Below are 25,790 nucleotides of genomic sequence, written 5' to 3' on the forward strand. Positions count from 1 at the left end.
TATTCGGGAAGAAAACAACTTTTTTTCTTCTCTTGTTATTGCTATGCCTTTAAAAATGTAAACCGCCCTTTTTTAGAGGAAAAAGTACTAACCTTTTATTATATCAACAGAAAACCACAAGTCATATACAAAGAAATAGCACAATTATCCTATTAACCGAACTCTCAATTCTATATGCCCATGAAAAAGACAATACTCGTACTGCTGCTAGGTTGTTGCGCGCTGGCTGTGACAGCACAAAATACCAAAATTCACGTGAAACTTACCGGCGGAAAAAACGCTGGTTCTTATGATGTTACTTCAGCTACTACTACGTGTAGTTGTAACATAGTAGATGGCATAGCCTTCGGGAACCAGTATTCTGTTAAGGATGGCGCAGGTGTTACCAGTTTACAACTTATTGTACCCGACCGTGCCAAAGCCATAGCCGGAACCGATATTTTTTATGTAAAAGTAGCTTTCGGGAAAATTCTGGTAGGCCCTAGATACGAACTAGGTCAGGAATCAATGAAAGTTACACAAAAAGCAAACGGGTTTCTGAAACTCTCAACCACCAGTAATTCGACGGTAGCAAATATCAATGGCACAACCAAAGACGGAGTAAAAGTCGAAATTAAGCTCGAATGCTTTAAAATGGCAACCCGAAACGGAACAGAAGTAACTAAATGCCTGTAAACTCATGAAATATCTTGCTACTATAGTTTTATCGCTCTGCGCATTTGGGTTATTGGCACAAACACCACTTGCGGCCAAGTTCCCCTCCGAAACCATGAACTATAAACCACAGGGAAAACCCGATTGTAGTTCGATGAATGTTGCCGGTATGCCTCCCATGAACACCTGCGCACAAAAATACAGCAACGGCAAGTTAAGCATTACAATTTCCCTGACCGAATACCCTAAGGGGAATCCTGTATTGCTGGTATCAGGCAACGGCGACGACACCAGCATAACTAAAAACGAATACACTATTGAAGACATAAACGTTGGTAAAGCTAAAGGAAAAGTAACCTACATGAAGAAAAACCATCTGGCTTCGGTATCCATGCAGATAGCCGATAAACTGATTATTGATGTAACTGGCCCCAACCAGCCCGACACCGGAGCCGTTAAAGCCCTTGCCAAAGCCCTGAAATTATAATTAAGTAAACATTATTCCCAATGAAAAAACTACCCTTATTCTGCCTGTTATTAATTGGCATTGCCTCTTTTTGCTTCATGGCAGACGACCTAACGCGTTTTGGAACCAATCAGGACGAATTCAAAGAACGTATCATCCAGTTAGCCGCCAATCAGGAGTTTCCGGGTTTTAAGTTCTATTACTCGCAGCAGATGAAAAAAGCCTGCATGGCTATTCCGGTTGCCGAACAAGCCTCAGCCGCCCGAAGTATCGGCAAAATGGTAAAAGCCTTTGTAATGGGAACCAACTTTAAGGCCGACTACGAAAAAAGCCTGATGAGCCAATTGAGAAATGTTGACCGAAACTCGCCTGAAATAAAAGAAAAATATGAAGACAGTTACAGAAGTAATCTGGAGTCGGCCGAATCGCTCATAAAAATACCCGGAATGTCCGAACAGATTTTCCAGATTCAGCAAAGTTCTCTGGATAACTTTCAGAAAGGGCTGCAAGACATAGAAAACAAAGACGTAACTAACGCAAGCCTCGACGATATACAACAGCTTAACTCGCTCAAAAACTTATACAAAAGGCAAATTGCGTTAGCACAGAATATTCTTAAAATAAAGCCATTGCTCAAGTCAAACCCTGCCGAGTTTACCAAACAATATGCTAAGGCATTGGCCGATAGCGAAATACAATCTAATCTGGAGCAGGACAAAGAAGAAAACACCCGCATAATGGCCGAAATTCAAGCCAAGAAAAACTATAAAGCCAATATAAAAGCGCAGTTACAGCAATTTCTAGACGAATCGGTCGATGTAGACTTTAATGCCAAAATAATTAAACAGTCGAACGGTTTTGAAGAGTTTGAGAACGAAACATACCGCGACAAACCCAGAGTCTGGAAGCAGTGTTTCAGAATAGGAAAACCCGCTACAATGGCCTTCCGTGAAATTGCACAGGAATGGCTCCGAGAGTTATAAACCAACATCATTTCTTTACCAAGTAATCCTCTGCCCAATAAAGCAGAGGATTTTTTATACCTGTGGTTTAGTCTCATGATTAATGCTAACATTACCCAGCCTGAAACTCATATAGGCTAGCACAAAACATGGCTCCTGCGGGGGCTTCCTTAAAAAATATCCTGTATTATGGGCTTATTAAATAAAATTATCCATAAAAAATTTATACTACCAATAAATTATCCTAATTTTACAGAAAATTTAGAAAAACCAACTAAATTAACAATTTAATAAGGATAATTTAACTTAAATCATAATGTCAACAGCAACAAATAATTACATTCCTTACAAAGTAAAAGACATCTCCCTTGCCGATTGGGGTCGTAAAGAAATAAAATTAGCCGAAGCCGAAATGCCCGGGCTAATGTCAATTCGTAAAGAGTACGGTCCGTCAAAACCGTTGGCTGGCGCACGTGTGGCAGGTTGCTTACACATGACCATCCAGACTGCTGTTTTGATTGAAACATTGGTAGAGTTAGGTGCTGAAGTTACTTGGTCGTCATGTAATATTTTCTCAACACAAGACCACGCCGCTGCTGCAATTGCTGCCGCTGGTATTCAGGTCTATGCGTGGAAAGGCCAAACAGCCGAAGAGTTTGACTGGTGTATTGAACAAACTTTGTTTTTTGGTGAAGAACAAAAACCATTAAACATGATTCTGGACGATGGTGGTGATTTAACAAACATGGTATTTGATAAATACCCTGAGTTAATAAGCAATATTAAAGGTTTATCAGAAGAAACAACAACAGGTGTACACCGTTTATATGAACGTCAGAGAAACGGCACATTACACTTACCTGCTATTAACGTAAACGACTCGGTAACAAAATCGAAATTTGATAATAAATACGGTTGTCGTGAGTCTTTGGTTGATGCTATCCGCCGTGCCACAGACCTTATGCTGGCAGGTAAAGTAGCCGTTGTAGCCGGATACGGCGATGTGGGTAAAGGTTCGGCCGACTCGTTACGTGGCGCTGGTTGTAGAGTATTAGTAACTGAAATTGACCCGATTTGTGCGCTACAAGCAGCAATGGATGGCTACGAAGTAGTAACAATGGACGAAGCCGCTACCCGTGCCAATATTTTTGTAACAGCAACCGGAAACATCGACATTATCCGTGACCGCCACTTTAAAGCCATGCGTGACAAAGCCGTTGTTTGTAACATTGGCCACTTCGATAACGAAATTGATATGGCTTGGTTGAACAAAAACTATGGACATACAAAATCTGTTATTAAACCACAGGTTGATATGTACGAAATTGATGGTAAAGAAATAATTATTCTGGCTGAAGGACGCTTGGTAAACTTAGGTTGCGCAATGGGTCACCCATCTTTCGTAATGTCATGTTCATTCTCGAACCAGACATTGGCGCAAATCGAACTATGGAACAACAGCGAAAAATATGAGAAAAAAGTATACGTATTGCCTAAGCAATTAGACGAAAAAGTAGCGGCTTTCCATCTGGCACACGTAGGTGCTAAGCTAGATACTCTAAATAACGACCAAGCTGCTTACATTGGTGTTTCTGTTGAAGGGCCATTCAAGTCAGAAATGTATCGTTATTAATAATATAGATAGTTTTAACGCAAAAAAGGGAGTTGTCGAAACTCCCTTTTTTTATGGCCGCTACTCGGTTTTTATCGTTACATAAATACTACTGCTCCGGCCTTTGTCGTCCGTACAGGAAATTTTAAGTTTACCCACAGCCGGAGTAAAGAAAACAGGCTGATTAGCCCCCGATTTTTTCAGAAGTTTGTCGTTTACATACCAGTATACTTCTTTTGCGTCGTTAGCTGCTTGGCAAGCTAACTGCAATTGCTGGGGGTCGTTGCTACTGATATAATACTCGCTGCCATCATTAGGGTTAGTTATAAGCGGATTATTACTGGCCGTTCTGAACACCCTTGTACACGCCGGATTATGCGGCGGAATTTTTTCGTAGAGAATATGTTTCGACTCATAGAAACTAATCAGTTCTGGGGCCAGATTCAGGAATGCTTTCTCTTTATATCGGCCATCTATGGGCAGGCATTGTGTACAGTAGCTTATCTTTTCGTCATAACTGATAAAAAACTTCCTGATATGGTTACACTTGCGCACGTGTGAGACATTCTTGATAGAATAATCCAGAATTTTGTTTGCGCAATATTCATCCGGCAAATCGCCCGACTCTGCACAAACCTGTCTGGAAACCACATTTTTGGGCTGCTGAAACCACTCGTTAGTAGAGTTGTAATCAATACTATTAAATACCTGAAACAACAGAGGCGTGGCTATTTCGGCCCCGCTGAGTTCGGGAACTCCTTCGCCTGAAAAATTACCCACCCAAACCCCAATCGTATATTTTTTATTATACCCAATGCTCCACGCATCACGCTTACCGAAAGAAGTGCCGGTTTTCCACGCAATTCTGGGTAAACGATACGTGTAATCAAAATTATTGGGCAAATCAGGCCGCTTAATCTGGGAGAGAATCTGCGTAATCAGAAAACACGATTCTTCCGACAAAACCGAAGCCCCATCTACCTTTTCATCTACTTTTCTGAACTGTGCATTTCTCCAAACGCCTTTATTGGCAAAAACAGTATAAAGCTGTGTCATTTCTTCAAGCGTTACACCACACCCCCCTAGTACGATTGATAAACCCAAGTCTTTTTCCTGTTTCTTTACCGTCTGGAAATTAGCCTTTTTTAAGACATCAATGAGTTCTTTTTTTCCTAAATCACGCACAACCTTCACCGCCGGAATATTCAGCGAATTGGCCAGTGCGAACTCAACCGTTACTTTTCCATTAAACTTCTTATCGAAGTTCTCAGGCTCAAAACCATTAAAATTGGTAGGCACATCATTAATAATATTTTTAGGCGTAATAATGCCTTTATCGAAAGCCGTAGCATAAAGCACTGGTTTTAAGGCACTGCCCGGCGAGCGTATCGCCTGTATGCCATCAACCTGCCCGCCATCGGCTTTGTCATAAAAACTGGCCGAGCCAACATAACTTTCTACCTGCATATTCTCGTTATTAATAACCAGAACCGCCGCATTATGAATATTCATGGCCCGCAGCCGATTCACGTAATTTTCGACCAACTGGCTTACTTTGGCTTGTACCGATACCCTGATGTTTGTCCGAATAGTAGGCACATCAGGAAACTGCTTTTTGAGCCTGATAGCCAGATGCGGCACTTGTTTGGGTGCTTCATGGCGGCTTACCTGCAAAGGTTCTCTGAGGGCATCATTAATAACCTGCCCAGAAAAAGCGTTTTCTTTCCTGAATCTTTCTAGCCATTTATTACGCTCTTGTACAATTAAGGCATTTTTTACCCCTAATTGCAAGCTGGTGGGCCTGTTCGGGATAATTGCCAACGTGGTTACTTCGGCAAGGCTAAGCCTGTCTGGCGATTTTTGAAAATACAGATATGAAGCCGATTTGATGCCTTCGATATTTGAGCCATACGGCACCAGATTAAGGTATAGTTGTAGAATTTCGTCTTTCGAGTAAAATAATTCCAGTTGTATGGCTCGCCCCATTTCTGAGAGCTTGTGCAGATACGTGCGCTCGTGCGGGTACAAGAGCCTTACCACCTGCATAGTAATGGTACTTGCGCCGGAGGTTCGGCGGCCTTTCACGATATTGTTATACAAAGCTCTTACAACTGCCACCGGATTAACCCCAAAATGATAGTAGAAATATTTATCTTCTTTCGTGAGAATAGCCTTCCGAAGTGTTGGGCTTATCTCGCGGAGTTCTACAAACATACGCCATTTATCGTCGGGGCTTAAAAAGGCGTGTAACAACGAGTTGTCGGCAGCAGTAACAAGTGTTGAGTATCTGACAGAGACTTTCAGCGGAAACAGGAGGTTCAGTATCAGCATTATCAGCAATAGCGCAACGGCTATTTTGCCGTAAATATTCTTGAATAACAGCCTGTACAATTTTCGTAAGAAAGACCTGAACACGAATTTATTTTTTAAATTTTAGACATGAATTAAACGAATTTAAACGAATATTGTGATTTAAACTATTGTAAATTTTCATGGACCTAAAATTAAAAGCCAAGCTTCGTAAAATCACTACTTTTATTTTTGACATCGACGGCGTATTGACCGACTCTACCGTGATAGCCTTACGTGGGGGCGAATTAGCCCGAACTTTTAATGTAAAAGATGGCTATGCCATGGGCAAAGCCGTGCGTTCGGGTTATAGAATTGCTATTATCTCGGGCGGTAAAGAAGAAAGCGTCAGAGAAAGACTTTCGCCTTTAGGCATAAAAGATATTTTTCTGGGTGTTAGCACCGATAAAAAACTTTCGGTTTTCGACCAGTTTTTGATTGATAACAGTCTGGTAGCAGAAGAAACCGTTTATATGGGAGATGATTTGCCCGATTGGGAAATTATGAAACACCGAAATGTGCTTTCGGTATGCCCTGCTGATGCCGTAGCTGAAATAAAAGAAGTAGCTTTTTATCAGTCAGAAAAAAACGGCGGAAAAGGTGCCGTAAGAGAAGTAATAGAACTCGTGATGAAAGAACAGGATAAATGGATGAAAATATTCTAAAACAAAAAGGGCGAATAAACGCCCTTTTTGTTTTAGCTTTTAGAACCCAACAGGTTTTAGTTTTAAGCCTGTGGTTTCGTCAAGACCAAAAATCAGATTCATATTTTGTACGGCCTGCCCCGATGCACCTTTGGTAAGGTTATCAATAACGCTACTTATCAGGAGGTTATCACCATGTTTTTCAAGATGCAAAATACATTTATTAGTATTTACCACTTGTTTCAGGTCTATTTCGCTCGCCTCGCTCACGTGCGTAAACGGATGAGCCGCATAGTAAGCCTTGTAAAGCTCTTGCGCCTCCTGAATAGTGCCATCAAATTTGGTATAAACATTAGCCATGATACCTCTGGTAAAGTTACCCCGATATGGAATAAAATTAATGGCTTTGCCGAAATCGGCCTGTAATGCCTGAAGGCTCTGATTAATTTCTTTCAGGTGCTGGTGCGTAAAGGCTTTATAAATTGATATGTTATTATTACGCCAGCTAAAATGCGTAGTAGCCGACAGCGACTGCCCTGCGCCTGTGCTACCCGTAATGGCACTCACGTGTACATCGTCTTTTAATAACCCTGCCTGTGCCAGCGGTAATAGTGCCAGTTCAATGCTAGTGGCAAAACAACCCGGATTAGCAATTTTATTAGCAGTTTTTATTTTTTCTCTTTGTAATTCTGGCAAGCCATACACAAAACCCTCGCTTTCATCGCGGAAGTCGGTACTGAGGTCAATAATCTTTACCGACTCAGGAATAACATTAGCCGCCAGAAATTTCTTTGATTCATTATGACCCGAACAAAGAAACAGTACATCAGCCTTACTGAAATCCTGTTCGTCGGCAAAGGTTAGTTCGGTTTCTCCGAGCAAATCGCCGTGGGTATGATAAACCGGTTTACCTGCCTGACTTTTTGAATTAACAAAACTGATATTTGCCTGAGGATGATTCAATAAAATTCTTAGTAGTTCTCCGCCCGTATAACCTGCGCCTCCGATAATGCCAATATTTATTTTCATAATAAACAGTTATAAGATGAAAGACAGCCCAACTCATTGGGTGCCTGAGCCTGATATGATTTTTCTATGATGAAAAATGACCCGATAAGGTACCATTTATAACAGCAGCACACCCGCAGAAGTTTCTGCCGTGCTTTTATAAACGATATTCTTTCTCAGCCATGCCGCAAAGGTAGCAATTTTAAGGCAGTTTTATAGCATTCAAAAGCAATGCCGCACTGATAACCCAGTTATAAAACATTACTGATTGAAAAGAAACTGCCACTTAACAAATAAAAATGTTTAGCTTCTGTAAACATCATTCAAAAACTTTTCATTAGCCTGTATGAGTTTAGGTAGGTGGCTAAATCAGTATTTTTTCATGATTTTAATTAGCGGTTTGGCAATAAGCTCATATCCTTTGTCGGACGGGTGGAGGCCGTCGTAAGTTTTATCAATAGATTCAGGCGGATATGGGTACTCGTCGGTTTCAGGATTAAATGGAATATTGATAAAGTCAGGAAAAGGATATTCGGTATAAGTACCTGTCTGAGGATTTTTGAGCCTTTTAAACTTAACCAGATTGTGCATTTCCAGCCCTTTGGTATGGTAGAGGTCTACCACTGGAAACTTTTCATAACGCCCGATAGAATCAATAGCATAGGCGAAGTCTTCGAGCATCTGGTCTTTTTTGGCTTTATAAGACCCATAAGCATTATTTTTGAAATTAAAGAGGTAAACAAAATCGACGCGTTGCATGGGTGTTATCAGAATAATGTGGGCCTCTGGATTAAGGCTACGCAACTTGTCGATAATAATACGAAAAGAGCCATAAACCGTGTTATTGCCTGTGTTATTCTTATAGTCGGTGAGTTGCCCCAGCGGCCGACCGCCCCACCAGTCGTTTGTACCCAAAAAAATTGAGTAGATATCTGCCTTTGTTAAGCCCAATTTATCAATAGCATTAGCAATGCCGCCGGAGGTCCAGCCGTTATGCCCTTGATTTACATACTTAATATGAGGAAGTTTTTCTGTTACCAGTGTCATGTATCCTTTCGTGATACGGTTATCGGTTTCTTTCTGGTGGTCGTTCAGGTAGGTAATAGAATCTCCGATGGCAATCCATGTGAGTTCTTTTTGAGTAAATGAACTGACCAACACAATCAGGACAAGAATTGTAGCTAGTTTTTTCATAGTCTGAGGGTTTTACAGGTTTAACAAAACTAAGACAAACGTATCTGGATTCATTTTAAAGGCAGCACATAAAAGTTAATCTTCCAGAATATTGCCAACAAAAGTATTTTTAAAAAAGAAGGCAGTCAGCAGGAACACAATAGCCCAGTTGAGATAGATATAATAGAAATCTTCAACGTCGCGGTAAATATTATCTTTGATTTTTACTTTTTCTAAGCGGTTAATCTGTCCGAAAATGTTTTTTAATGTCTGGTTATCGGTAGCTCTGAAAAACTGCCCGTTGCCTTGCTTAGCGATTTCGCGGAGCGACGACTCATCGACTTTTACATTTTTGCTATCACGGCCTACCAGAATAGTATAAATTCTTATTCCGAACGATTTAGCCAAATCGGTTGCAGTAATAGGGTCAAGGTTACCAGCGGTGTTATCACCATCGCTAAGCAAAATAGCTACCTTACTATTACCGGGTACGTCTCTCAGGCGGTTGATACAGGTAGCCAGCGCGCTGCCAATGGCAGTACCCGAGGTTTTTATCATATTACTGTTAATGTCGTTAAGGTATTCGTTAAGGAGGTCGTAATCGGTCGTGAGCGGACAAATAGAGTACGATTCTCCGGCAAAGATTACAAGACCGATACGGTCCTGAAAACGACCTTTGATGAACTCGCGCGCTACATTTTTAGCGGCGTCAAGGCGGTTAGGGTTCAGGTCTTTTTCGAGCATGGAGTCAGAAATATCCATCGCAAGCATGATGTCGATACCCTCTGAAAACTGCTCTTTGCTTTCGCGGACGCGTTGCGGGCGTGCCATTGAAATAAGAATGAACGCAATACCTAATATAAAGAAAAGCGGCGGCAGAAACCGCAGGTAACTCACCCAGCGGGTTTTAAGCTGTGGACCACTGAGCGACAAACCCAGTTTTTGCTGCCCACGGTTATAAAATAACCAGCGAAGCAGAAATAAAAAGGGGATGCCGGCAATACCGTACAGGTATATTTTATCAGCCCATACGAACGACCGCAGGGTTTGCCATGAGAGCCAATCTGTTGAGAACCAATCCCACATTGAATGAATAATTTTGCCTGTTATCCTGAATAAAAAACAGTATTACTTAGTTACCTGATAATTATCTATTGCATTACGTACACTGCCATATTGAAGCAACAACGTATGCGCTTCTTCATGCGGTATTTGCAGTTCGTTCATTATCATGCGTGTACCTCTTTCTATCAGTTTTAGGTTACTTAGCTGCATATCTACCATTTTATTGCCTCGCACACGGCCTAATTGAATCATGACAGACGTAGAAACCATATTAAGCACCAGTTTTTGAGCCGTTCCGGCTTTCATACGAGTACTACCTGTTACAAACTCAGGCCCAACAACGGCCTCAATCGGATACTCGGCTTCTGCGGCTACGGCACTACCCGCATTACACACGATACAACCAGTAAGAATGCCGTTTTTACGGGCTTCTTTCAAGCCACCAACCACGTAAGGTGTACGACCAGAAGCCGCAATACCAATAAGTGTATCGAGTTCATTTATTTCGTATTCTGCCAAGTCTTTCCATGCTTGCTCTGTGTCATCTTCGGCGTTTTCTACAGCTTTCCTGATGGCTTTATCTCCTCCGGCCATAATACCTACTACCATGCCATGAGGTACGCCAAAAGTAGGCGGGCATTCGGAGGCATCAACAATACCCAGACGGCCACTTGTGCCAGCTCCTATGTAAAATATACGGCCTCCGGCTTTCATGCGTGGTACAATCTGGCTCACGAGGGCTTCTATCTGCGGAATACACTTTTCAACCGCGTATGGCACAGTTTTATCTTCGTTATTAATGTTTTCCAATAATTGGCGCACCGACATATTTTCGAGGTTATCGTAATGTGATGTTGATTCGGTTGCCAGTTTTTCTAAACCCAATGACATATTTTTCCTTAATAATTTTGCTTTACGTAAGCTGTATTTTAAATATTTATAAACTTTATCGGTTCTCTGATAACTTATAGTTATCGACCCTTCGCAACATTTTCGGCTCTACGGTTTACCAAACCGTGATACGTTTTATCGATTCCAGTAAATAACCAGATTTTTAGTTGCCCTACCCGATGCAACCACATCCAGTTTACCATCGCCATCAAGGTCAGCCATTTGCATATCCTCACAAGCCATTTTGTTGTCATCGATTACGTGAGCAACCCAGTTCGACAAACTTTTATTAGGAACAAACATTTTAATACCCACTTTTTTATCCTGATTAGGTTCGCGCCAGCCCACCAGTATCTGGGGTGTTCCTTGTTGCAAGAAATCGGCCATGAGCAAGGCATGACCCTGATTCAGGTTATCTGTGAGTACCACGGGCGGCATCTCCGCTCCTACTACCACCAGTTTATTTCCGTGCATGGGCTGTACGGTTGCAAAGTAACCCTTTTTATTTGTCAAGGCATATTTTAGTTCTCCAATCGGCATATCCGTGATTTCAGGCCCTGCTTTCTCCCATTTATCCTTATACTGAAAAGTCCGCAGCCCTTCTTTGCCACCAATGGTCAAGTAAGTACTGTTTTTATCCTCCTTTACCTCAAAATTATGGGTCAGGTGCATAGTTGAGTCAATCAAAGTACGTTTCCATGCCGCTTTAACATCCTTAGGCGGCTCATACGCCCAGATTTTCACGCCGACCCCTTCACCATTTTTATTGCCCAAGCCATGCAAAGGTACAACTACCAATTGATATTTGTTTTTAGTTTTTACCCATTTCATGCGGTGGATGGTAACTTCATGCGGTAATTCGACGGCCTCCCATTTATCAGTAGGGTTATTCGGACGAATCAGGTAATGCACCGAGCCAGACTTGCTCAAATCATTTGTTTCGCCCGGATTCCAGTTTGCACCTACTGCTATTTCCACCTTACCGTCACCATCAATATCACGGGCAGCAATACAAACGTTATCTCTGTCAGTCAGATTTTCGATGAGTACAAAACGTTTCCAATCTCCGTTTCTATACCAGACAAACTGTTTCTGGTCGGCCATGATAATATCCGGTTTTTTATCACCATCAACATCTCCGATAGCCAGCCCATAGCCAATACTTACCTGATTATCAATAGTCTGGGCCACAAAGTTAGGAGTTTGGGCCAAGCAAAAAGACATACAAAAGAGTGAGAATAGCAAAGTTTTCATAGGATTGGGGGGAGTCAATAAAACATTCTTACAAAGTTTATAATAAAATTCATTTATTATGTCCTCTGGTCGAAAGAAGTTTCGGTTTTTCTTTCATCTAATCCGAAAACGTAGGTTCTAATGGCATTTTAATTTGGCGAATTGAACCTATTTTATGCCCAAAAACATTGTTTATATAAGCCAGACAAAAGGTTTTATATAGAAACTTAACAGGACTTTAAAACTTTTACGTTTATCTCTCAGAGAAAACTTATAATTTTGAGAAAAAATCAAACCCCTACAACATGATATTTTTAGAAATTCCCTGGAATGTCAACCCAATCATTGCTAAACTAGGTAGCTTCGAATTACGTTGGTATGGACTACTGTTTGCCTCAGGCTTCCTGATAGGCTATCAGATTATGTCACATATTTTCAAGAAAGAAGGCAAACCAGAAAAAGACCTTGATGCACTTTTATTTGTGATGATAATAGCCACCGTAATTGGTGCGCGTTTCGGGCATTATTTCTTTTATGAGTTTGAGAGCCTGCAAAAAGACCCTGCTAAATTTTTTATTGATATGATTGTACCACCCTATAATGGCTTAGCCAGCCACGGTGCAACTATTGGTATTCTGACAGCCCTGCTTATTTATGGACGCAGGCATAAAGACCAGCCTTTTTTATGGGTTACCGATAGAATTGTTATAACCGTAGCTTTAGGTGGTGCTTTTATTCGTTTAGGGAATTTGATGAACCATGAAATTTTAGGCAAAGAAAGCAATGTACCATGGGCATTCAGGTTTAATACTTTTAGCTTGAATACCGATGGCTCACTTAAAATGACACCCGAGGCATTTACAAGGCATCCGGCACAGTTGTACGAATCTCTTTCGTGCTTTATTCTTTGTGCCTTGTTATACTTAATCTGGAATAAATATAAAGCTAAAACCCCGCATGGCCTGTTGCTAGGTATCTTCCTGATTTGGGTATTTACCTTGCGTTTCTTCTATGAGTTTCTGAAAGAAAACCAAGAAGCCTTTGAAGACAATATGGCCTTGAATATGGGGCAAATTCTGAGTATCCCTGCCGTACTTCTGGGCATTGGTATTCTGATTTACTCACTTAATAAAGGTAAAAAAGATGCCGAGTACTACTCTACTCATAAATTCGATTGATTTTTACTGACCTTATACCATAACAAAGCCCCACAAGTTAAACTTATGGGGCTTTGTTGTAACAAGTGCCTGTATTTTAACTTGCCATCAGATACCCTTTGATAAACTCATCAATTTCGCCATTCAATACAGCTTCGGTGTTCGAGGTCTGAATGTTGGTACGATGGTCTTTTACGCGGCGGTCGTCGAGCACATAGCTACGAATCTGCGACCCCCACTCTATCTTCATTTTTCCGGCTTCGGTTTCAGCTTTGGCGGCATTACGTTTTTCAACTTCGAGTTGGTATAACTTCGATTTAAGCATTTGTAAGGCCCGCTCACGGTTGGCGTGCTGGCTACGTTCTATCTGGCAGGTAATAACAATACCCGTAGGTTTGTGAGTTAACTGCACTTTGGTTTCTACCTTGTTGACGTTCTGCCCACCGGCTCCACCAGAGCGCGAGGTCTGAATCTCGATGTCTGCGTCTTTTATTTCAATCTGAATCGAATCATCTACCAGCGGATACGCATACACAGAAGCAAAAGAGGTATGACGGCGCGCATTTGAATCGAAAGGAGACACCCGCACCAAACGGTGTACACCGTTTTCAGACTTCAGGAAACCATACGCCATTGGGCCTTCAATCTGTAAAGAAACAGATTTAACCCCCGCGGTGTCGCCATCCTGATAATCAAGCTCAGATACTTTGTAGCCTTTCTTATTAGCCCACATCATATACATCCGCATGAGCATACTCGTCCAGTCTTGGCTTTCGGTACCACCTGCGCCTGCATTTATTTCAAGTACTGCACTGAACTGGTCTTCTTCGTTAGAAAGCATCTTTTTCAGTTCAAGTTCTTGCAGTATTTCATCAAATTTTTTTCCTTCTTCGTCTACTTCTTCTTCGGTTGCTTCGCCGAGCGTATAAAACTCAAAAAGGGTTTCAAGGTCACCCAAAGCACTTTCAGCTTTTTCGTAGCCTACGGTCCAGCCTTTTAAGGCACGAACCTGTTTCATTACGTTTTCAGCTTTTTCGGCGTCAGTCCAGAACTCTGGCTGTGCGGTTTGGTTTTCGAGGTCATCTAAATGTTCTTTCTTACTATCGTAGTCAAAGATACCCCCTTAAAGCCGCTACTCTGGCTTTTAACTCCTTCAATTGTTCGGTAGTCATATTATTGTTTAAAAAAGTATAAATAAAAAACAGTTTTTCTTCACTGTTTCCAAATCAGGGCACAAAAATACTCAATTTTATTTATTATCTTTCAATCTTATCTCATAAGCAGATTAATTTTCAAAACATCTTTTCGGTTTTATGAGTTATATCATAGCAATAAACAACATTTTAAATTTATTTTAACTGCCAATTCATAAAGCACGAAACCTAAATTATAATGAGTAACTACTCCATAAAAGACTTAGAGCAATTATCGGGCATTAAAGCTCATACTCTCCGAATCTGGGAGCAGCGTTATAATATTATTACGCCCAAAAGAACAGATACTAATATACGTATCTATGACGATCAGGACCTCAAGTTAATTCTGAATATTGCTCTTCTGAAAGAACATGAGTACAAGATTTCTGAAATAGCAAAATTATCAGCCGAAAAGCTATCAAAAGAAGTGATGAGCGTTTCGGAAAGAAAACTGAGTTATCCTGACCAGATTCATGCCCTCACGATTGCGATGATTGACCTTGACGAAGAAAGGTTTGAGAAAATTGTGTCGACTAATATCCTGCAATTTGGCCTTGAAGATATGATGGTAAATATTATTTACCCGTTTTTAAGCCGAATTGGTATTTTGTGGGTAACAGGCTCTATTGGCCCAGCGCAAGAACACTTTATTTCTAACCTGATTCGGCAGAAGCTAATTGTTGCCATTGACGGGCAGGTGGTAAGGGCCAAACCCTACTCGAAGAAATTCGTATTGTTTTTACCAGAAGGCGAACTACACGAGCTTTCGTTGCTCTTTGCCAATTATATTTTAAGGGCGCGTAATCATAAGGTTATTTACTTGGGGCAAACGCTGCCTTTTGAAGAACTGGTTTTTGTTTGTGAGTCACAAAAGCCTGACTATATTTTTGCGGCTATTATCTCAACGCCATCGCACCATGAGGTTCAGGAATACGTAACCAAACTTGAAACAAGGTTCCCCGATATTAAGCTCCTGCTAACGGGGTATCAGGTAACGGCCCAGAAAATGAAAGTAAAACCTACTACGAAGATAATCAGCCAGATTAACCAGCTTGTTGAAATAGCTGAATCCACCGAAGAGGCTCTATAAATCAAAAGCCCTGACCTTTGCAAGTCAGGGCTTTTAGTTGAACTTTTGTTATAAATTACGCTTTCTTACCTTTTTTAGGTTCAGTTGCTACTGGTACGGCGGCGGCAAATTTTTCTTCTTCTTTTTTAAGGTCACGTTGCATACCATCAACTACGATAGGCGTAGCAACGAACAACGAAGAGTAAGTACCTACAATTACCCCGATAAACATAGCAAACACGAAACCTCTGATGGTTTCACCACCAAAAATCAACAATACCAAAAGTACAAGCAAGGTCGAGAAACCTGTTACGGCTGTTCTACTCAGGGTACTATTCAAGGCGTTGTTGATAACTGTCGGGATATCTTCTTTTATACCGCGTTTCTCTGTCAGGTATTCACGCACACGGTCAAATACAACCACGGTGTCGTTCATTGAATAACCCATAATTGTTAACACCGCACCCACAAAGGCTTGGTCAACGTCAAGCGAGAAAGGAAGGAATCCGTTCAGGATTGAGAAAATACCCAAGATAATAAGGACGTCGTGGAACAAGGCCACTAAGGCGCCATAACCAAACGCCAAACGTCTGAATCGGATATAGATATAAGCAAATACCAACGCAATTGATAATAAAACTGCTTTTATAGCACCCCAGATAGCATCGTTTGCGATGGTTGGCCCTACTTTTGATGAGCTAACTACTTTTCCAGAGTTACCATCTATGCTAGCAATTACTTTATTTACTGTGCTCTGGATTTGTTTTTCTACATCGGTATTGGTGTTGTCGATTTTGTATGGTGTTGTGATTTTCACCTGATCAAAACCTCCGAAAGTTTTTACCTCCGTATATTGTCCTTCAAACGCATTATTCTGTAACGCCTCTTTGATAGGGTCAGTATCAACATTTTTTGAGAATTTAGCTACATACGTACGGCCACCTTTAAAATCAACCCCTAAACCAAAACCTTTAATAAAGATTGAAATTATACCCGCAATAATAATAGCACTTGAAATGGTATAGTATAATTTACGTTTAGAAACGAAATCGAACTGCGAATCTTTGAATAGTTTTTCTGACCATTTTGTTACAAATGAAATCGACTTACCTTTTGCAATGTAATGTTCGAAGAATAATCTTGAAACAAAAATAGCCGAGAATAACGAGGTAAAGATACCAATCAAGAGTGTAGTAGCAAAACCAAGAATCAAGCCTGTACCAAAAGCAAATAATACTGCCCCTGTGATAATTGTAGTAACGTTTGAGTCAATAATTGACGACATCGCATTTTTAAAACCATCTCTTACGGCATCTTTAAATGTTTTGCCAAGTGCCAGTTCTTCTTTAATACGCTCGTAAATCAATACGTTTGCATCGACCGACACCCCTACTGATAATACCATACCCGCAATACCCGGTAAGGTAAGTGTTGCACCAAACGATGCCATTACTCCTAATAACAAGAACAAGTTAACCAAAAGGGCAATATCGGCAATTAGACCCGCTTTATTATAATAAATTAATACAAAGCCTAATACGATAATCAAACCAATAATTGATGAGATAATACCCGCACTTGCTGCTTCAGAACCTACGGTTGCCCCTACAATATCTTCCGAGATAATGTTTGTTGGTGCTGGCAATTTACCGGCTTTTAATACGCTGGCAAGGTCTTGTGCCTCTTCAACTGTAAATGAACCAGAAATGCTTGAACGACCACCCGGAATTTCGCCGTTTACGTTCGGAGCCGAATATACATATCCATCAAGGATGATGGCTATCGAACGGCCAATGTTTGCCCCTGTCAATGCTTTCCATTTTCTGGCACCTTCTGCGTTCATCTGCATTTCTACGGCAGGTTTTCCTTCTTCATAATCCTGAGTAGCGTTTGTTACCACATCTCCTTCTAACGGAGCTTTGCCCAGATTTTTCACGAAATAGATGTCCACAATTTCCTCATTCACATTTGTTCCGTTTGCACGAGGCTTAATATTAAATACCATACTGGCATCAGCAGGGAACAAAGAACGTACATCAGAGCGGTCCATGATTTCTTTTACACGGCTTACATCTTTTGTACGAACCGCTACACCAAAACCTGTTCCGATGAAAAGGTTACTGAAAATATTATTCTGGCGTTGAGCAATAGCGGCTGAATCTTTTTTGGTTGAATCTTTCTTGCTATTACCTGCAAGCTGTGCCGTAAGGCTGCTTTTGGTAGTATCTTTAGCAGCGGCAGCAGTAGCTGGGGCGGTTTTACTGGCAGTTTCCTGTTTTGCTTTTGCTTCAATGTCCATTTGCAATAAAATGCCCGACAAAGCATCAAATGCCGGAGTTAGTTCTTGCATACTGTATACTTCGCAGAACTCAAGTTTTGCCGAACCTGACAATAACTTACGCACACGGTCAGGATTATCAACACCCGGTAGCTCAACCTGAATACGGTTTGTATTTGATAACCTTTGTAAGTTAGGGTTAGAAACCCCGAATTTATCCACACGGGTCTGAATAATTCTGAACGCACGGTCAAAGGCACCATCAACTTCTTTTTTGATATAGTTAATAACCTGACTGTCTGACGACTCAAGGCTTAATGTACCGCGGTTTGAGCTATTCGAGAAAACCTTAGCTAATTTTGTGTCAGGAGCCAGTTTTTTATATTCATCTGCAAACAACTCAACAAAGTTTGTACTGGTTGTCTGAGCTCTTTTCTGAGCGTTTTCGATAGCGGTTGCCACTTTAGGGTCTCTTGAGCCAGAAGCCAGTGAGCGCACGATTTCGGCAGGTGATACTTCAAGAATCACACTCATACCCCCTTGAAGGTCAAGACCCAAACCTAATTCCTGTTTTGTAAGGTCTTCGGTTGTAGTACCCAGAAAAACCGGTTGTTTCCAGAGAGAATCGAGGTATTCCTGTTTTTTAGTATAATTTATTTTTCCTGATTTATCTGTGGCAAAAGCCTCGGCATCTTTTCTGATGTCGTTGATTTTCCAGGTTCTTAATAAAAAGTAAGCACTAATTGTCGAGAAGGCAATCAAAAGTGCTATAACTCCACCTTTATTGTTCATTATAGGTAATGTTTAAAAAATAAAATGTATTAATTGATGAATTAAATCATGAAGGTTTCATGCGTATAAAGCAGAGAAGGGCCCTTGAAAGGGCAAAAAACTATGGGGCGTTAGGCGCAATGTGGTGCTCGTATAGTTTATCAAAATACGAAAGCCTGTATAGGGGTTTTGTAAATGTTTTAACCGAGGTTTCAACAATTACATAGATAATTTGCGGAACTGGTACAAGAATGGCATAATGCCCGAAATCAAAAGCATAACTTGGCACTACGACCTCTAAAGAGACACTCCTGACAACCGTCTGTTCTTTAGGCGAGTCCTTATCTGTGGCCTTTTTATGTTCGGCTTTTTTAGTAGCCATAGCCGATTCGTCCGACTGCTTGTGGTAAACCTGCTTACCCAACACACTCGTCAAAATCACCATAATGAACATTAAAAGTCCAAAAGAACGTGATATGTAAGAGTTTTTTCTCATTTAGGGTTGCAAAGCTACAAGATTTTCTCCAAATAAGTCAAATATGGAGCCAAAAAATTGAGCTAATGCAAATAAAACGTGCTTTGCTCTTAAAAATTATTTTAAGAACAAAGCACGCACAGGAATTCATATTGATTTGTTTATTTAAACTCTACTACACCCGCGGCTTTCAGTTTGTCGGCCTCTTTTGCAGGAAGTGTCCAGTCATTGTTAAATCTGCCACCCGAAACAACGGTGTTAATTGTACCTTTGAAAAGCACAAAATCCTGAAAACGACCTAACACATTCATAGGTGCAGGCGATGCCTGACGGCTCATAGGCGAGTTTTCGGCTACGGTGGTCCACCATGGCAAGCCAGAGTTAACCAATACATAATGCCCTCCTACCGGAAACACATACGCCAGCCCGTAGTCAGTAGCCGAGGCTTTCAGTTGCATCGGAAGTTTATCGCTGAATTTCTCAATCAGGCTATTGGTTTCTTTTGTACCAAACAGAATCAGGTTTGAACTTTCGATGTCGCTCGGGCGCACCTCTTTGTCGCTCAACAAACGAGGAAACACCATTACCCGACCCAGAAAATCGCCTCTGTATACCGACCAATCCATTGCTTTTTGTGCTTCAGCACGGCGTTTGTTCAGTTCGTCAACCGATGGGCTTCCGCCTGTACCATATACATATATATGGCGGTCGGCAATGGCTTCGGTCATAGGGCCTTCGGCTCCTTTTTTCTTGGCCGATGTCAAGGTATTCAAAGCATTAACAGCCCACGCGTTGCCACTTTCGGTCAAAGTCAAAACCCCGTCAGTATTTACGTTAATGGTTTGCCCGTTAATTACAAGCGTCAGCGGCTTTTTCGCCTTAAACCCACGATGCCCTTGCAGGTTGAGCGAGAAGGCTTTTAAACCCTGTGTTGAAATTTCGATACTGTTTCCGGCTGTAAATTTGGCATCTATTAGTGCAGTAGTACCCGGCGTAAAATCATCAAGTGTTACCCAGTATGATTTGTTATGTTTATACTGGCTTGTGGCAAAGCGCACACGCTCAGGGTAAGGATTACGTTGAAATCTGGCAAACCAGTCAAAAATAAACTCGTCTTTGTAGGCATTCTCCCAACTGTTGTGCTTCACACCCGGATACTCCGTATACTCTACCTTTGTGCCTGCATCTTTCAGGCGTTGCACCCATTTACGGGTCGAGTCTACTTTTACAGCGGGGTCGGCATCTCCCTGAAAGAAATAAACCGGAAAATTCAAGGCATTAGGAACAAGCTCGAGGGTTCCGGCAGGAGGAGCCGGACACACCGGCGCAATAGCGGCCCACATATCGGGGTAGCTAAGGCCAACCCACATGGTTCCGCCACCACCCATCGACAAGCCCGTCAGATACATCCGGTTTTCATCAATCGAAAAGCGTTTTTTTGCATCGGCTATCATGTCCATCACATCCTTTTCAGCTACACCCTGATACCCCATAGTTCCACGTGCAAAAGAAGAAACCACAATGTAATCAACATCTTTCCACTCAGGAAAATACCGGCTTGCTTCTACGTCTGACTCCCCCTCTGCATTACTTTTGCCAAAAACACGCCTTAACGCCAACCGATGGTTTGACCCCGCCCCATGAAGCATTACCACAAACGGATACTTTTTCTTTGGGTTGTAGTTTTTTGGTAAATAAAGCCCATAAGGCTGTTCGGTATCATCTACATCGGAATGAAACGTAAGCACCTGCGGGCCAGAGGCCAGTTTTTGCGCAGACGTAACCAATGTTATAAAGAAGAAAATCAGCGTAGCACTGATTTTCTGGTATTGTTTAATTTTCATAGAAATTTAAGGTTAAATAGTGAAAATAACGGTTTACAATTTAGCACTACTTTTAAACTCTATTCCTATTACCTGCATTAATATTTGCGTCGGAATCGCTTTATCGTTCTTAAACACAAAATAAATATCATGCGCACCGCTTGAAGAAATATTTACTGCGGCTTTGGTGGCGCCGCGTCTCATCATGGCGTTCATGTCTGGCATGGCTGGCGCTGTGGCTGGTTTAGGCTGTGTGCCTGCGTTAGCATTATTGGCAGGTGGCGTAGCTGCCGGCGCGCGGAAAGGAGCCGGTTCTTTTACCTCTATCATGTCGGTTTTCCCGATAAGGGTTCCTGTCGGAGAATCAAGGTGTATTTCTATTACACCTCCGGCAGCCCCTACGCGGGTGGTGGCTTGCACATAAAACTCTATTTGCTCTATATTGGTAAGGTCTATTTTGTCATAAGCAATGTAAGAATCAGAACCCACCATGAAGAACGATTTCGACGGTGTCATTACCTTCTGTGTACCTTTGGCTTTATTGGCCAGTTCAGGGTCAAGGAATGGGTGCCTTAACACAATAACCTGCTCTGACGACAACGCCGGCATGAGTTTGGTGCCTCTGTCTTTATACGCTGCTCTTAGTACGAAAGAGCCATTTTCTTTTTGTCCGGCAGGAATATTCGTTGTATAGCTTCCTTTTGTCGGGAAAGTTTTCACTTCTTTTTTCTCACCAATGCTTAAAATATACTCTACCATTGAAGTGGCATCGCTCTGCGACAATTGTGGGTGCGCACTCATGGCGTGTTCTCCCCAAACGCCCATACCTCCGCTAATTACCTTCTTGGCTAGCTGGTCAACAATAGCAGCATTGCCTCTGTATTTATTGGCAATATCCTGATAGCTTGGTCCTACCGATTTTTTATCAATCACGTGGCAAGCCTTGCAATCGTTGGCTGCAATAAGGCGTTGCCCTGTTGAGGCAAAAGCGGCGGCATCGGCCCCTCTATGGTTCTGCGACACCTCAATTTTATCATATCCGATAGGCATATAATCAATGCTTACGGCTACTTGCTCTGGTTTTATTTTTCCACTGGTCAGGCTACCATCTTCTTTATCTTGCACTTTTACTTCGTACTCGATAGGTTTTTCAGGGAAATAAAATGTTTTGTTACCCTTTACGATGTCGAACTCAACTGCTGGTGGCTCATTACCCACTTTAATATCTAACGATTTACTGTTTTTAGCACCTTTGGCATCGGTTACCGTCAGGGTAGCTTTATAAACGCCTGCTTTGGTAAAATCAACCGTCGGATTCGCCGTTTTAAAGGTTCTGGTACCTGCTGTTTTGTTGCTCACTTTCCATTCATAGCTAAGTGCATCTCCGTCGGCATCGGTAGTTCCTTCTGCCGAAAGGCTCACTTTTAACGGAATAGCTCCGCCTATTTTATCAGCCGCAATTTGTACGTCTGGTTTGCGGTTACCTGCATTGTATTCAACTTTTACCAAACGGGCGTTATCGTTTCCTTTAAACCATGCTGTACCATATTCAAGCACATATAAGTCTCCGTCTGGAGCAAAATCAATATCAATTGCACTGCCAAAATCGGTGTTAGGCATAAACCGTTCCATCGATTTATAGTTGCCGTTTTCGTCCATTGTTACGCTCATAATCCAGCCACGCATAAATTCTACAATAAGCCATTTGCCTTCATAGTAGTCTGGGAATGCACGCTTGGCTTGTGGAAAATCAGAACGGTGATACACCGGCCCACCTGTTGCACTACGGCCTGAGCTTCCTACCAGCGGGAACTCTTCAGAAATAGCATACGGATACCAGATAAAGGCTTTTTGCGCAGGAGGTAATTCTTTTAAACCTGTATTATTGGGCGAGTCGTTGATTGGCTTGGCAGGGTCAAATTTCACGCCTTTCGACTTATTGGTTTCAAAATCCCAGTCGGTATAAGATTTATTGTCGCCTATGAAATAAGGCCAACCAAAAAAGCCCGGGCCTTTGGCCTGATTAAACTCATCATATCCACGTGGGCCACGTTCCGAATCTTTCGAGGCATCTGGCCCTACTTCTCCCCAATACAAATAACCTGTTTTGCTGTCAATGCTAGGTCTCCACGGGTTTCTGTGGCCCATTGTGTAAATCTCTGGGCGTGCGTTCGGGGTTCCGACAGGAAATAAATTACCCTTCGGAATAGAATATGTTCCGTTGGCTTCGGGTTTTATTCGTAAGATTTTACCACGAAGGTCGTTTGTATTGGCGGCTCCGCGTTGGTCGTCCCATGTGCTTTGCCCGGCACGTTCGTCAATAGGTGCATACCCATCCGAATTACTGTTACTTGTATTGTTTCCTACGGTTAAATACAGGTTTCCTGATTTATCAAACACCATTCCGCCTCCTGTGTGGCAACATTCTTCGCGTTGAGTGCCAACTTCCAGAATAATTTTCTTCGATGCTTCCACCAGTTCTTCGCCTTTTAACTCCCAACGGGCCAATACGTGTTTAGCCACCTCGGGGTCGGCATAGTACATATATATCCAATGATTCTGCTCAAAGTTCGGGTCTTGTATCAAGCCCATTAAACCTTCTTCTGCTTCACGTTTTACGCCTTGCCTGTTAGTGTATTTGGTATTAACCGGAATCGTAGCCAGCGTTTTCACTTCTTTAGTAGTAGGGTTATACTGCTTTAATGCCCCTTTTCTTTCAATAAATAGCACGCGCCCATCTTTAAGCAATGCCATTTCCATGGGTTCGTCGAGCTTTTCGGCTAACACAACCTTCGTAAAACGGTTTTCTTCTGGAGCTTGGGCAAGGCTCTGAATGGCAACGAAAAGCCCTGTTACAAAGAGACTTGTAAACTTTTTGTATTTCATCATAGTAAACAATTAGGTAATAGATAAACGGATTTATTTTGAATAATTCAATGCTTTCAATAAGTCGTCGATAGTTGATTCACTTACCGGAATATCATGCGCCCCTATTTTAATACGCTGCCCTCTTATTGACTCTATTTTGTCCAGATTCACTATAAATGATTTATGCACACGCATAAAGTGTCTGGGGGGTAGTTTTTCTTCGATAGCCTTCATGGTCGACTTCGTAAGAACCGGTTTGGCCTGCGTAGTTAAAAATATTTTTATGTAGTCTTTCAGCCCCTCTATGTGTGTAATTTCTTTGATTGTTATTTTTACTAGCGAATACTCAACGTTAATGAAGAAAAACTCAGGAAATTCTTCGGCTTTGGCTGTGGGTTCAGTACTGGGGTGGCCACCTGCCACATTGCTTGCGGTGGTGTTTTTCTGGTGTAGTTCTAGGGCTTTGTAAGCTGCTTTGGTAAAACGCTCGAGGCTTACGGGTTTCATGAGGTAGTCTACTACATCGAGGTCATAGCTTTCTACGGCATAATTGGCATACGCGGTTACGAAAATCACCATTGGTTTTTCGCGCAGGCTTTGCAAAAACTTGGTTCCAAGCATACCCGGCATCTGAATATCCAGAAACATCAGGTCGACTTTTTCTTCTTGCAACACCTGCATTGCCTCAAAAGGGTTTTTACAGGTACGTACCAACTCTAAAAAGGGGATTTGCCGGATGTTTTCTTCCAGCAATTTTCTACCCATACTTTCGTCATCAACGGCAATACATTTCAGTGTCATAAGCCAATCGTTTTTAATTGTAAAAACAGAGAAATAATAAACCAATTATCCTCTTTTTTAATTTCTAACTTGTGCTTATCAGCATATAGTAATTCCAGCCTCCGTTTCACATTCTTAAGCCCGATTCCAGAGCTACTGTCTTTATCTTCGGGTAGTTCAGGAGTAATTTTATTTCTTACTTCGTAGTAGAGTTCTTTTTCGTCGCACCTTACCAGCACATCAATAATAGGCGAGTCAATCATGCCGACACCATGTTTAAAGGCGTTTTCAACAAACGGAATCAGCAGCATTGGTTCAATTATCTGCGACCCTATGTTACCTTCTACCCTCAGGTTTATCTCAACGTCTTCCTCAAACCGCACCCGCTGCAACTGAATATAATTGGTAAGGTAATTTATTTCTTTGTCGAGCGATACCTGCACATCGTCGGCCTCGTATAACATATATCGCATCAGTTCCGAGAGTTGAATAGTAACAGGTTCGGCAGCATTTGATTTTGTACGAATCAGGTAAACAATGCTATTCAAGACATTGAAAATAAAGTGCGGGCTTATTTGTGAGCGAAGAAACGATAATTCGGCCTGTAATTTCTCCTGTTTTTCTTCCTGTTTGGTTTTTTCTTGGTCGGCCATGAAATTAATCAAGCCATATACTGTGCTGGCCGCACTTACAAAGAAAACCGCAAACATACTTTTATCAAAAAACTTGATTTCGATTGGTTTGCCGTGCATCATGGTTCCTTCGTCCCAGATCATCAGTTTTAACACATACTGAATAAGCATAAAGGCAAAACTGAGTACAATAACAGAAACCACATAAGACCCCATACCTTTCTGTCGGAGAAAGAAAGGTATCAGCACCATTGTGTTGATAAAGAACTGAGGTAAGTGCGTTAATGATAAAGGAACAATATTTTGTAAATACCATCTGTCATACTCTGTGTCGTTTATGTACGCATTAATAATTGGCAGCACAGTCCAGATGCCCCAGAATATTATGTGAAACAGCAAACGAAAGAGGAACTCAAAAGATATTTTTCTGTTTAGTATAGTCATTAAACTTTAAATTATTTTCATGTTTTTTTGTATTTTTCTAATGTAGCACTTTAAAAATTACAACAGGTGTGATGGCAAGAAGCACAAACAAATCTATAATATTAAAATAATTCAATTAGCATCAAACAGACCAACGGTTCAAGTCTGACGACAAAAATCCGAAAAAAGCAATCAAAATACCTTTTGGGGTGAATTTCAGGCTTTTTTTAGCCTATATAAGCGTCCTTTTCTTTTTCATCT

General features: G+C 41.5%; 20 protein-coding genes. 7 read left to right on the plus strand and 13 right to left on the minus strand.

All coding sequences use genetic code 11. The features are described from left to right. Positions 1–180 precede the first annotated feature (180 nt). The 4 genes from WAA15_RS13080 (at position 181) to ahcY (ending at position 3,715) form a co-directional block, all read left to right on the plus strand. Positions 181–675 (plus strand): hypothetical protein, encoded by a 495-nt coding sequence (locus tag WAA15_RS13080; protein WP_337043221.1) that lies wholly within the window; start codon positions 181–183, stop codon positions 673–675. Between the two features lie 4 nt (positions 676–679). Further along, a complete protein-coding gene (locus tag WAA15_RS13085; RefSeq protein WP_337043222.1) occupies positions 680–1,141 on the plus strand; it encodes a hypothetical protein in 462 nt (153 codons plus the stop codon). Between the two features lie 20 nt (positions 1,142–1,161). Beyond that, positions 1,162–2,103 carry a hypothetical protein gene (locus WAA15_RS13090; RefSeq protein ID WP_337043223.1) on the plus strand — a complete coding sequence of 314 codons (942 nt, stop codon included), beginning with the start codon at positions 1,162–1,164 and terminating at the stop codon, positions 2,101–2,103. A 295-nt stretch (positions 2,104–2,398) separates the two neighbouring features. After that, positions 2,399–3,715, plus strand: coding sequence for an adenosylhomocysteinase (ahcY, locus tag WAA15_RS13095; protein WP_337043224.1), 1,317 nt, complete (start codon positions 2,399–2,401; stop codon positions 3,713–3,715). Between the two features lie 60 nt (positions 3,716–3,775). Here ahcY and pbpC read toward each other — a convergent pair whose 3' ends face one another. Further along, entirely contained in the window at positions 3,776–6,025 is a 2,250-nt protein-coding gene (gene pbpC, locus WAA15_RS13100; RefSeq protein ID WP_442892802.1) for a penicillin-binding protein 1C, read from the minus strand. Positions 6,026–6,186: 161 nt separating this feature from the next. Between pbpC and WAA15_RS13105 the strand changes: the two genes are divergently transcribed. After that, positions 6,187–6,708, plus strand: coding sequence for a KdsC family phosphatase (locus tag WAA15_RS13105; protein WP_337043226.1), 522 nt, complete (start codon positions 6,187–6,189; stop codon positions 6,706–6,708). Between the two features lie 39 nt (positions 6,709–6,747). Here WAA15_RS13105 and argC read toward each other — a convergent pair whose 3' ends face one another. From argC to WAA15_RS13130, 5 genes are all read right to left on the minus strand, one after another. After that, entirely contained in the window at positions 6,748–7,716 is a 969-nt protein-coding gene (gene argC / locus WAA15_RS13110; protein ID WP_337043227.1) for an N-acetyl-gamma-glutamyl-phosphate reductase, read from the minus strand. Between the two features lie 348 nt (positions 7,717–8,064). Then, entirely contained in the window at positions 8,065–8,889 is an 825-nt protein-coding gene (locus tag WAA15_RS13115) for an SGNH/GDSL hydrolase family protein (RefSeq protein ID WP_337043228.1), read from the minus strand. A gap of 75 nt (positions 8,890–8,964) precedes the next feature. Continuing rightward, positions 8,965–9,954, minus strand: a complete 990-nt coding sequence (locus tag WAA15_RS13120; protein ID WP_337043229.1) for a vWA domain-containing protein — start codon at positions 9,952–9,954, stop codon at positions 8,965–8,967. 42 nt (positions 9,955–9,996) lie between these two features. Beyond that, complete coding sequence (gene murQ / locus WAA15_RS13125; RefSeq protein ID WP_337043230.1) at positions 9,997–10,824, minus strand: N-acetylmuramic acid 6-phosphate etherase; 828 nt, start codon at positions 10,822–10,824, stop codon at positions 9,997–9,999. Positions 10,825–10,959: 135 nt separating this feature from the next. Next, positions 10,960–12,078 (minus strand): FG-GAP and VCBS repeat-containing protein, encoded by a 1,119-nt coding sequence (locus WAA15_RS13130; protein ID WP_337043231.1) that lies wholly within the window; start codon positions 12,076–12,078, stop codon positions 10,960–10,962. A gap of 284 nt (positions 12,079–12,362) precedes the next feature. Here WAA15_RS13130 and lgt point away from each other — a divergent pair, with 284 nt between their 5' ends. Further along, complete coding sequence (gene lgt / locus WAA15_RS13135; protein ID WP_337043232.1) at positions 12,363–13,235, plus strand: prolipoprotein diacylglyceryl transferase; 873 nt, start codon at positions 12,363–12,365, stop codon at positions 13,233–13,235. A 76-nt stretch (positions 13,236–13,311) separates the two neighbouring features. Here the strand turns inward: lgt and prfB are convergent. Further along, a protein-coding gene (prfB, locus tag WAA15_RS13140; RefSeq protein WP_337043233.1) for a peptide chain release factor 2 occupies positions 13,312–14,386 on the minus strand; the annotation gives its coding sequence in 2 pieces (ribosomal slippage) (positions 13,312–14,325 and positions 14,327–14,386; 1,074 coding nt in all). 220 nt (positions 14,387–14,606) lie between these two features. On the opposite strand from prfB, the gene WAA15_RS13145 reads away from it, so the two are divergent. After that, positions 14,607–15,500: a MerR family transcriptional regulator gene (locus WAA15_RS13145; RefSeq protein WP_337043234.1), complete on the plus strand. Its 894-nt coding sequence runs from the start codon at positions 14,607–14,609 to the stop codon at positions 15,498–15,500. Positions 15,501–15,555: 55 nt separating this feature from the next. Here WAA15_RS13145 and secDF read toward each other — a convergent pair whose 3' ends face one another. The 6 genes from secDF to WAA15_RS13175 form a co-directional block, all read right to left on the minus strand. Further along, positions 15,556–18,549 carry a protein translocase subunit SecDF gene (gene secDF / locus WAA15_RS13150; protein WP_337043235.1) on the minus strand — a complete coding sequence of 998 codons (2,994 nt, stop codon included), beginning with the start codon at positions 18,547–18,549 and terminating at the stop codon, positions 15,556–15,558. 100 nt (positions 18,550–18,649) lie between these two features. Continuing rightward, complete coding sequence (locus WAA15_RS13155) at positions 18,650–19,024, minus strand: hypothetical protein (RefSeq protein WP_337043236.1); 375 nt, start codon at positions 19,022–19,024, stop codon at positions 18,650–18,652. Positions 19,025–19,164: 140 nt separating this feature from the next. Then, positions 19,165–20,847, minus strand: coding sequence for an alpha/beta hydrolase-fold protein (locus tag WAA15_RS13160; protein WP_337043237.1), 1,683 nt, complete (start codon positions 20,845–20,847; stop codon positions 19,165–19,167). Positions 20,848–20,880: 33 nt separating this feature from the next. Continuing rightward, on the minus strand, positions 20,881–23,715 hold the full coding sequence (locus WAA15_RS13165; RefSeq protein ID WP_337043238.1) for a PQQ-dependent sugar dehydrogenase: 2,835 nt from the start codon (positions 23,713–23,715) through the stop codon (positions 20,881–20,883). Positions 23,716–23,745: 30 nt separating this feature from the next. Next, positions 23,746–24,495, minus strand: coding sequence for a LytR/AlgR family response regulator transcription factor (locus tag WAA15_RS13170; RefSeq protein ID WP_337043239.1), 750 nt, complete (start codon positions 24,493–24,495; stop codon positions 23,746–23,748). After that, positions 24,492–25,550 (minus strand): sensor histidine kinase, encoded by a 1,059-nt coding sequence (locus WAA15_RS13175; RefSeq protein ID WP_337043240.1) that lies wholly within the window; start codon positions 25,548–25,550, stop codon positions 24,492–24,494. Before WAA15_RS13175 ends, WAA15_RS13170 begins: the two co-directional genes overlap by 4 nt. Positions 25,551–25,790 lie beyond the last annotated feature (240 nt).

The sequence above is a fragment of the Emticicia sp. 17c genome (assembly GCF_037153985.1).
In the GTDB taxonomy this organism is placed as follows: Bacteria; Bacteroidota; Bacteroidia; order Cytophagales; family Spirosomataceae; genus Emticicia.

Excerpts from the sequence above, each read along its gene's own strand:
- lgt (WP_337043232.1), top strand. The coding sequence starts at position 12,363 with ATGATATTTTTAGAAATTCCCTGGAATGTCAACCCAATCATTGCTAAA.
- WAA15_RS13175 (WP_337043240.1), bottom strand. The coding sequence starts at position 25,550 with ATGACTATACTAAACAGAAAAATATCTTTTGAGTTCCTCTTTCGTTTG.
- murQ (WP_337043230.1), bottom strand. The coding sequence starts at position 10,824 with ATGTCATTGGGTTTAGAAAAACTGGCAACCGAATCAACATCACATTAC.
- WAA15_RS13120 (WP_337043229.1), bottom strand. The coding sequence starts at position 9,954 with ATGTGGGATTGGTTCTCAACAGATTGGCTCTCATGGCAAACCCTGCGG.
- WAA15_RS13085 (WP_337043222.1), top strand. The coding sequence starts at position 680 with ATGAAATATCTTGCTACTATAGTTTTATCGCTCTGCGCATTTGGGTTA.
- WAA15_RS13105 (WP_337043226.1), top strand. The coding sequence starts at position 6,187 with ATGGACCTAAAATTAAAAGCCAAGCTTCGTAAAATCACTACTTTTATT.
- secDF (WP_337043235.1), bottom strand. The coding sequence starts at position 18,549 with ATGAACAATAAAGGTGGAGTTATAGCACTTTTGATTGCCTTCTCGACA.
- WAA15_RS13090 (WP_337043223.1), top strand. The coding sequence starts at position 1,162 with ATGAAAAAACTACCCTTATTCTGCCTGTTATTAATTGGCATTGCCTCT.
- WAA15_RS13115 (WP_337043228.1), bottom strand. The coding sequence starts at position 8,889 with ATGAAAAAACTAGCTACAATTCTTGTCCTGATTGTGTTGGTCAGTTCA.
- WAA15_RS13170 (WP_337043239.1), bottom strand. The coding sequence starts at position 24,495 with ATGACACTGAAATGTATTGCCGTTGATGACGAAAGTATGGGTAGAAAA.
- pbpC (WP_442892802.1), bottom strand. The coding sequence starts at position 6,025 with ATGCTGATACTGAACCTCCTGTTTCCGCTGAAAGTCTCTGTCAGATAC.
- WAA15_RS13145 (WP_337043234.1), top strand. The coding sequence starts at position 14,607 with ATGAGTAACTACTCCATAAAAGACTTAGAGCAATTATCGGGCATTAAA.
- WAA15_RS13165 (WP_337043238.1), bottom strand. The coding sequence starts at position 23,715 with ATGATGAAATACAAAAAGTTTACAAGTCTCTTTGTAACAGGGCTTTTC.
- WAA15_RS13160 (WP_337043237.1), bottom strand. The coding sequence starts at position 20,847 with ATGAAAATTAAACAATACCAGAAAATCAGTGCTACGCTGATTTTCTTC.
- argC (WP_337043227.1), bottom strand. The coding sequence starts at position 7,716 with ATGAAAATAAATATTGGCATTATCGGAGGCGCAGGTTATACGGGCGGA.
- WAA15_RS13080 (WP_337043221.1), top strand. The coding sequence starts at position 181 with ATGAAAAAGACAATACTCGTACTGCTGCTAGGTTGTTGCGCGCTGGCT.
- ahcY (WP_337043224.1), top strand. The coding sequence starts at position 2,399 with ATGTCAACAGCAACAAATAATTACATTCCTTACAAAGTAAAAGACATC.
- WAA15_RS13130 (WP_337043231.1), bottom strand. The coding sequence starts at position 12,078 with ATGAAAACTTTGCTATTCTCACTCTTTTGTATGTCTTTTTGCTTGGCC.
- WAA15_RS13155 (WP_337043236.1), bottom strand. The coding sequence starts at position 19,024 with ATGAGAAAAAACTCTTACATATCACGTTCTTTTGGACTTTTAATGTTC.